The 9,566-nt window shown below is 38.7% G+C and carries 1 protein-coding gene; it reads right to left on the bottom strand.

The window, feature by feature from the left end; all coding sequences use genetic code 11:
• Positions 1-9,566: LysM peptidoglycan-binding domain-containing protein (locus AAV96_RS01115; protein ID WP_155857112.1), on the bottom strand; the 9,566-nt coding region annotated here is incomplete at both ends.

Genomic DNA, 9,566 nt, shown 5'->3' with positions numbered 1-9,566 from the left:
CAACCACCGCCACAATAATCATGACGATCTGAGCAATTCCCCCACACTTCTTCTTCGGTTTCGGTGGTGGTGGTGGACTTGGTACTGTTGGTTGCGTATCCCCAATCGCTTCACCCGGACTATAAGGTCTAAAGGTCTCACTATTGTTGTGAATATTGGTCACTTTGTTCGGAATCGTAAGAATCTGACCCGCGGTTAACTTATCCGATGTGTTCAAACCATTGAGGTCTGCAATCATGTACCACATCGAAGCATCACCCCATACTGACAAAGCAATACTCTGTAGGGTGTCTCCATTGTTGACTACATAACTTGTCGCTGCACTCGATGGGTATTGGGCATTGATCGGCTCAAAGTTCTGATCGAAATCTGCCGATGAAATCGGTTTAAAATCTTTGGCTTGGGTTGGTGTTGCCCGACTGTTTTGGATATTTTGAACATAGTCTTCTCGTGATGGGCCATCGTTACTCACATCACCAATGCGTTGTCCATTGATGTAATAGAAGTTACGGTAACGGTTCATCGAACCATTAATCAACTCATTACGTTGTAACACCATCCCTTGTGAGTTATTGATATAGCTAGCAGAGCGTTTGTTTTGCGTATTTTGAGTATCCGTAAACCCACTGATATGCCCATTCACGTCATAACTAAAATCAGTAATACCCGTCAGCGTATTGTTATTGACAGTGGTCGTCGTGGTTATCTTTTTCTGTTTGGCTGAATCCCACCATTCATATTCGTATGTGGTGGTTTGAGCCGAGCCGCCTGTACTTGGTTCCATGACCGTGTTATCTAGTGTGACCTTATCAGCACGATAGTTGTAAGTCGTTTTACCTGCATTACTACCTGTTTTAGTTTGGTTACTGACTTGGTTATCTTTGTTATAGATCGTGGTCGTGGTTTGATACTCGTCATTACTATTTTCTTTATTTTCTCTATAAGTTTTGACGCGACCGAGTTCATCATTAGAGCGTATAGAAAGGGTATATTTCGTTCCTAAAACTTTACCAGTGCTGTCATAGTCCTGATTTTCAACTTTTTCTAGATAACCATCGGTGGTATAGGCATAGCTTTCTTTATGGGCTTTGTTGGAGTTCAGCGCATTCTTGCCATAGTCCGCGGATAGGCGTTGTCCTAGCTTGTCATACTCAAGCTTGATCCCTGTATCACCACGTTCGACTTGCTTAGTCGTACTGTTCAATACTCCCATACTGACGGTAAATCGATTCATGTTGTCATAGTTGTACCAAAAATCTTGCGTTTTTGGGGCAGCATTCACCGCATCTCGATAATTCGCCAGCATGTGAATGATGTTGCCATTGGCATCATAGTCATAGTGGATATTAAAGGATTGATCTTGCACATTGATCTTACGATTCAATGAATCATAACCAATCAACGCATTTTGGAAGACTCGTGGTTCACCAGCTTTGGCATTGAGCTCTTGGTAACGTTCTTCGATGCGGTTGCCATTATCGTCATAGCGATAAGCCGTGAGGAGGTTTAATGCAACATCTCGAATTTCTTTGATCGAACCATTGTTATAGTAGGTATAGTCAATATTTTGTCCTTGGGTATTGCTTTGTTTGGTCAGCCAGCCACCCGCATTAAAGATGTAACTCGAAACATGTCCACCTTTATCGGTATGTTTGACATTGCGCCCATAGTAATCCTGTTCATCAATAATCGTTTTACCTAAGACATCGGTTTCGGTGCGTTTAATTCCGCCTTTGCTGCCATTGATATTTAGGATATTGGCATCATAAGCATAATCAACATTGGTCACTACACCTTCTGCTGTTTTGGTTTGGATCACTCGACCTAATGCATCGTATTCCGTTGCAACTGCATTACCCAGTGCATTGGTGACAGTTATACGATTGCCAAGTTCATCATAACCAAAGATATCGGTGAGGACTTTTTGGACACCAGCAGCATCACTGATCGCGATTGCACCTGCACTACCTGCTGTTCGTGCAGCTTTGGTCATCTTGGTGAGGTTACCACTGATATCATAGTCATAACTTGTCTTCACTCCAATCTCATTGGTGCGAGCTTTCAAGTTACCAAATACATCATAGCCATTGATCACCTGACCAGCATCTGCATGGGTTTCATTGGCAACCAGCCAATCACCCGTTTCTAGATTACGACCATTGATGTAGCTTTGTTTATTGATATTGCCATTAGCGTCTTTGGTGGTGAGTAATCGCCCTGCGAGATCATAGGCATATTCAAGGGTTGGATTGCTTTGAACAACCGTACCATCTGCTTTACGAATATCAACAGTGGGTAATTTTTTCTCGATTAATTTTCCAAGCGTGTTATAGCTTGAGGTTATGGTGTTGCCATTACCATCGGTTTCACTGATAATTTCACCAAAGGCATTGTAAGTCTGACTACGGATAATTTGATTTTGTTCATTGCCCGAACCATTAATCATCCATTTGGTTTGTTGGGTGTCACCATTACCGTTACTATCTACCGTGACTTTCCCTGGTACAAAGGCAATCACTTTGCCACTTGCATCATAGAGTTGATAGAAATATTCATAATTTGTAAAACCAGAACTTGGTACAAGGTTATTAATATTCCAGCGATAGACACCATTTTGTGGGGTTAGAGCCACGGTGGTGAATTGAGCTTTATCTCCCCAATAAGCATCACTATTAATATCAGCATTAATCAGATCAGAGACAAAGTTCCCTTGCGCATCAACGTCACGCTTCCGGTAGTAAATCTCCATCTTGGTGCCATTGTTTTGCGCAGGTTGAAAGTCAATCCAACTGTCATTTACTTTACTGTTATGATGTCCTGATCCAGCACCTAATCCAACATTGATATAACCAGTTGCTCGATTAAGCACTTTATTATTTTCATCAGTTGTTTCATAGCTATAGTAAACCGTGGTGCTACCAAATAGGTTCATCTCGGCAATCGCAGTTGCATCAAGAATGGCTTTGCCATCCGCACCCACAGCTAAAACAGCGGTTTGGTTGAGTTGACCGTTAGCAGTACCGTATTTGACTGTAACCGTTTTACTACCAACAGGTTGTCCTGAAAAGGTAATTTGATTTTGGACAAAGGATTTTGGGATGTAACTGACTACTTTAGGTTCAGTACTAGTTAGACTGATTTTACCAATTATACCTTCTTTGGCTACAGTATCTGCAGCTGTTTCAAATAGCTCTAACTTAAATTCGTACTCTCCTGGTAAAACAGCATGATAATACCAATCCAACATATTCTTAATCGAAAAACTAAAGAGTCTATCTTCAACTTGCCTATACCCATATGATGAATGTGCTTCTTGCCAACTATTTTCACCTATTTTACGTATTTTAAGTGCAATTTTTGCTTGAGAATCTAGCTTCACCCCGAATTGATCAATAAACTCAATGGTTTTATATTGATACATAACAAAACCATTTCCCCCATAATTTAATGGAGTGGTTGTAACTTTCACACCCTGAGCATTCTGTTCCAAAACCCCCTGTTGGCGATTAATAACAAGATAATCCTTATCATAAGAAATGTATTGAAATTCATATTTTTTAGTAGGATCTATATTCAACAACTCTAACTCAAAATTACCACTAATTTCTTGACCATAAATATCCTTAGAGAAACCAGTAATGCGTGCAGATGTTGTTTTATACGTTTCATTACTCCCTAATTCTCTATAATAGGCCATGACCATAAATGTATTAGCACTTTGATTTAAAAGTCTGAGATGAGATTTACGCACCAGAGTCATATAATTAGAGATAGGACTACCTGCAGGGATTTCAATATAACGCGTTGGCTTATCACCCACTGGGAAATGTGATTTAACAAGAACATCTTGATACATTTGCCCGACTTGAATAAATCTATTGTTTTCTACCAAAGCTAATCTGACATCAAATGTCCATCTTACTCCTTCATACGAACTTGTATTGGTACTAAGCTTTTCAAACTCCTCATATGCAAGCTCAAAAGCAAACGTTGTTGATCCAATATTTGAAGTTATAGCAAATGGTTGTAATGTTTTAGTATAACCATTTCCAAAATAATTATTAAATATTAATACAAAATTATCCCCATATTTTTTCAAAATTTCATTATTAAAAGAATATACTAACTTTATTGGAGACCTAATATTATTCGTATATTTTTCACCTGCAGAAATAGAAACAATACCAATATTTGAATCAAAAAATACTCCCTTAACAACATCCTGCCTAGTATTAACAGTCTCTTTCTTATCGTTATAGATACTAGGTATATCCTCAACAGATAAAGCCTTTTGATCAATACTAGCATTATTCACAGCCGTATTCATCACACCTTGACCACCCCCCAATATATCCCCTTTTGCATTATAAGTAATATATTGATAGTCATAGTTCGCATTACGATCTAAAGTACTTAGATTCGCCTGATACCAACCCGAGATATTATTATATAAAGCTGCACTATTTATTAAAGTACTCCACTGTCCTGTACCTTGCAGCTTATATTTTACCTCAACACGACTCGTCCCCACTGGTACACCCGTGATCATTAAATGATTATAAGAATTTAATAATCCTTGTTGTTCTATTACTTGTGCACCAATATCAGATATTTCACCGACTTCAGCAGAATATATTTTAGGTGAGTTATTAAGTAATAGACCCGTATAAGAGCGTTTTATCTTATCAGGAATTTTATTATCAGAGTTTATTATCAATTCTTTAATTGCTGGTGATATTCTCTTATAAACCTTTATATTATAACTTTTACCACCTAGAAATTTATCATTATTCAGATCTAGTGGAAATTCAATAGAACTAGTTGTTGAACTTACACTCTGTTTATAAATCTTTTTATCTAAGCCATCAGCACTATCAACACTTAATTCAATCTCAAAGTTCCCATTTCCAAAACCTTGCAACTGAGAAGGAAGTGCAAACTTTATTTTTTGCACCAAGATTCCTTCATCATAAGCTATGCTAATACTTTTCAGACTACCCCAAATGCCTAATACCTCCTTTGTTGTAACCTTTTGAACTTGTTGTCCTATCAATGTAATCGGCAACTTATAATCACTAAAAACATCAATCGCTACATTGCTTATGCTATTTGCAACCGAATTGGTAGTTGCATTCGGATTGGCAGTCACACTCCCACCCGAGAACTTTTCAATAACATTTACAGAGCGTTTAAGCGTGCCTGTACTACTTTCTAAAACCTTACCGTTAACATCGGTACTGCTATAACTAAAGTTGAGATCCGTATTAGCGGTAATCGTGGAGATATCTAGTACAAAGGCACCTGCGGTTGTACCCGCTTGCATGTCAATGGTGAATGCCTTATCACTGGTGACAGTCTCATTTTTTGGCCAGTATTTAATCACCAAGCGTTTGGCTTGTGCATTTGCTTGAATATTGAGTTTCTGCGTATCTGCATTAAAACTCAGTTTATTGGTGCTACTACTATTATCGGTTAAAACAACTGTTGACTTTTCTGTGGTTCGTGAAATAGTCTGACCAAACAGGTTTAACGTCGTATCTAAAGTGTCTTGACTGAACTTCGGTTGTCTTACTGCAACCACTTGATTCCGTTTGTCGTAGACGGTTTCCGTATACGTCACACCAGTCAGATTGGTTAGTTGCTGCGGGGTTTTTGCTGTAACGTTTGTTGAACCCGTCGTGTCCAACTGCAAAGTTGCATTGCCATTTCGGTCATATAAATAATAGCGTGTCACCCCATTATTGGCATTGCTCTTCCATACCTTACCTTGGTTATTGTATTCCGTCACTTCCTGCCAAGGATCTGTCGCTTTCGTGGTGCTATTTGGATTGACTAAACGTTTTCCAGTGACTTCCCCAAACACGTTATAGCGTGTTTCACGTTGCTCTAGTGTCTTCCATGTAACTGTGGTACTACTCTGTGTAGGGCGTGATCCTTCATTTACGCGTCGAGCCGTTTCTTTACCTAATTGATTATATTCAATCAGGGTTTCATCTGTTTTAACAACCGTTGAGTTAGTCTTACGATCGGTACTCACCCACGTTTGATTACCCATTAAATCATAGCCATAGTTCACACTATGGCTAATGTTGCCATTGGTCTCTTTAATCAAACGACCCAGCTTGTCATAGGCATAAATGGTCACACGGTCATCTGAACCTGAGCTATCCACCAAACCTAAAATGGAACTGGTATATAATAATCCTAAACCATTATAAACAGTAAAAATACGCTGTTTGACCGCCACATTATTACTGTCTTTATATTCCCCAAAGGTTCGAATGCTTTCTCGACCAAGTTTGTCATAAGATGTACTGGTTGTCCCCGCATCGTCTGTTTTGGTTAAGACTTGATCCAAACCGTTATAAGTGAAACTTGTTGTACTATTTCCGACTTTAACGGTTGTCCCATCCGTATATTTGACATTAAACAGTTCAGTTTTGCTGATGCGTCCTTTACGGTCAAATGTCGTTAGAGTCTTACGGTCATTATTGGTATCTACAATCAATAAAGTCTTCACTTGACTGAATTGATCTGTTGGTAATAGAGCTTGTGTTAGTTTTTGGGCATATTTGATTTCCGTTAAGATATTCACCTTATTGGTGACATCACTGCCATAGATCCACTGAGTGGCAAAGCCACCCGCATCAACTGTTAATATCTTGCGACCTATCGCATCATAATAATGGTAAGTGATGCCCCCTTTGGCATCTTCAACACGGATTAGATTGCCGTTACCATCGTAGTAATTCTTTTCAATCGCAGCTTGCTTAACTAAGCCACCTTTTCCATCTAGATCATAATCATAGGTATACACATCTGGGCTCTTCACCCAGATTTGGCGACCCAATTTATCATAACCATATTCAACAACACGGAAATTACCTACTGGCAATGCATTACTAGGTAATTCACCACCTGCCACTGTCGGGAATGTAGCTGGTGTTTCATAGGATATTGATTTAATGACTTGTCCAAAGGGATTGTATTCCCACTGCGTCAGTTGACCCACAGCATTAATTTCAGATATTTTGCGGCCATTTTGATCATAGAAACTAAAGGTCCTAGCACCATTCGCATCCGTCTTTAAAATCTGATTGCCATAGCCATCATATTGATAGCTTTCTCGTGGAATGACACCTGTCGTAACGACTTTGTCTTTAAGGTCAGGCTTGCTTGGATCTAATGCTTTTAACTGAACTACATCAACTGCTTCACCTATTTTTGCGGTCAGTCGGTTTAAGCCATCATATTCGTAAACCGAAACACGTTGCTCAGTCAGACCTTTAGCTTCAGTCAGTTTGATTCTATTCCCAAAGGCATCGTATTCATACGTATTGATAACATCGAGACCAGATGATTTCTCTGGTAATGTTTCTTGGGTTAGACGACCTAATCGGTCATAAACATAACTATAAACACCCCCAAGCTTATTGCGATAAGTCGCTGGTTGGCTAAAGCCATTGTTATAAGTATATTCTTCGTAGTTGCCCAATATATCGGTGATTCTGGTCTTACGATTTAATTTGTCATATTGGTAGCTAATTGCAGTGGCATACTGGGTACCATCAAGATAAGGCTGTGTGGTTGGTGCAGCTTCGGTACTGGTTGCAAGCACCTTGACTGCATTCAACAGACCATTCGCATCTTCAATTTTATCTAAACCACCTACAGGAGTTAAATATTTACCTTCATACAACTGACGCCCAAATACATCATAAGCATAGTAAGAATAGTAACCTTCTGCATCAATCTTAGCTGTATTTCGATTCAGGGCATCATAATAGAAATAGCCTTTATTACCGAGTTTGTCTTTTACCCAAATCACATTATCAAAGGCATCATAGCCCGTTTCGACTGAGAAGCCTTCTGCATCTGTTTCTTTAATTTTTCGGTTTAAAGCATCATAATTATATTGGGTAATCGTATGTGGGGGTAAAGTCGCAGGTGTCCTAAATAGAGAATTTAATTGTGCAAAGGTATTCCCCCCATGGCCTACTTTCATATTAAAGCGCGCTATATTACTGACATTACCAAAAGCATCATAGCTATAACGTGTCAAATAGCCTAAAGCATCGATACTATAAGCAAGTCGACCATTCTTATCATAAAATGAACTACTTTCTCTATAGTTCAAATAAAAAATCAGCTTAAATGCTTTTTCTAGATTGTCTGTATTCAGTTCAGGGCGTGGGGTTGTAAAGTTTCCGCTCGCATCTTTGCTTCTTAATAAATCTAAAATGCTATCTGAATTCAGACTCGACTGTTTGCTTGAGATCAAATTCCCAAGTGCATCATAGCTATAACTGGTTACCGATCCTAAAGCATTAATGTCATAAACTACGCGTCCAACTTTATCGTAATAATATTTGGTTTCACGTAATTTGGTTGCCGGAACCAATGACATTGCCTGAATACAGTTGGCAAGGGTTGTTGTAGGCCTGTCCGTCGTGTAATTACCATTGACATCTTTGGTTCTTAACAAATCGAGGAGTTCACCCACTGTAAACGTTGATTCCTTTTTACTCACCACATTGCCTAAGGCATCATAGCTATAATAGGTAAAAAAGGTCATTTCATTAAATTCTAGGATTTTACGCCCAGTAACATTATATAAGGTCCCTGTGACTGTATACGGGGGTGGCGTTGATGCAAGATAAACCGCATTGAGCTGCTCTAAACTACTACCACGACTGAGACTGATCGCATCGTAGTACTTCACCGTATTTATAACTTTATTTAAAGCATTATGATTAAAGCGAGTCACATAACCCAAAGCATCAATAATGTACTTAACTCGGCCTAATTTATCGTAATAATAGTTTGTCTCTCTAAACTGAGCATCAGTGAGTAACTTCAAGCCTGCATCATAATTATCTGTCGTTGCTGCAGGTCGATCTGACGTAAAAACACCATTAGCATCTTTGGTTCGCAATACATCAAGCACAGTAACATAGCTAATTGCTGTTTCTTTTTTACTAACCAAATTGCCTAATTCGTCATAACTATAACGAGTAAGTATGGAAATTTGATTCAGGTCATAAATCTTTCTCCCCAATTTATCGTAATACATATACTGTATTGTAAAAACAGGTATCGTCGATGCTTTATAAATTGCATCCAATTGAGCCAATGTACTTAAACGGCTTAGCTTTATTACTTCTTTAAAATTCCATATTCTTAATAAATTATTTAATCCATCATAATCGTATCGTGAAATATACCCAGCCGCATCTATAGTATAAACAACTCGACCGAGTAGATCATAATAAGACGACTCTGTTTTTGAGCTGGCATTCGCGGTTTGCAATGCGGTTCGAATTGCTTCTTGAGTAAGGCTTTCACCAATAATATTGATCGATTTATCGTATGAGATGACATGAGTAACTTTACCCAACTCATTGTATTGTTTCTCTACAACACTTCCTTCCGCATCAATGCTAAATATCTCAAGTCCATTTTTATTATAAATAGACCGAGTCTGTGTAGCCATAGATTTGTTCAGTGTAATATTTGCAGTAACTGCAATATCAGCAATAACAACGATGTCTTTCGTTGCCCATGTG

The organism is Acinetobacter sp. AG1, assembly GCF_001005525.1.
GTDB classification, from domain to species: Bacteria; Pseudomonadota; Gammaproteobacteria; order Pseudomonadales; family Moraxellaceae; genus Acinetobacter; species Acinetobacter modestus.
Note: the sequence above shows the minus strand (reverse complement) of the source record. Positions and strands in the feature narration are given on the sequence as shown.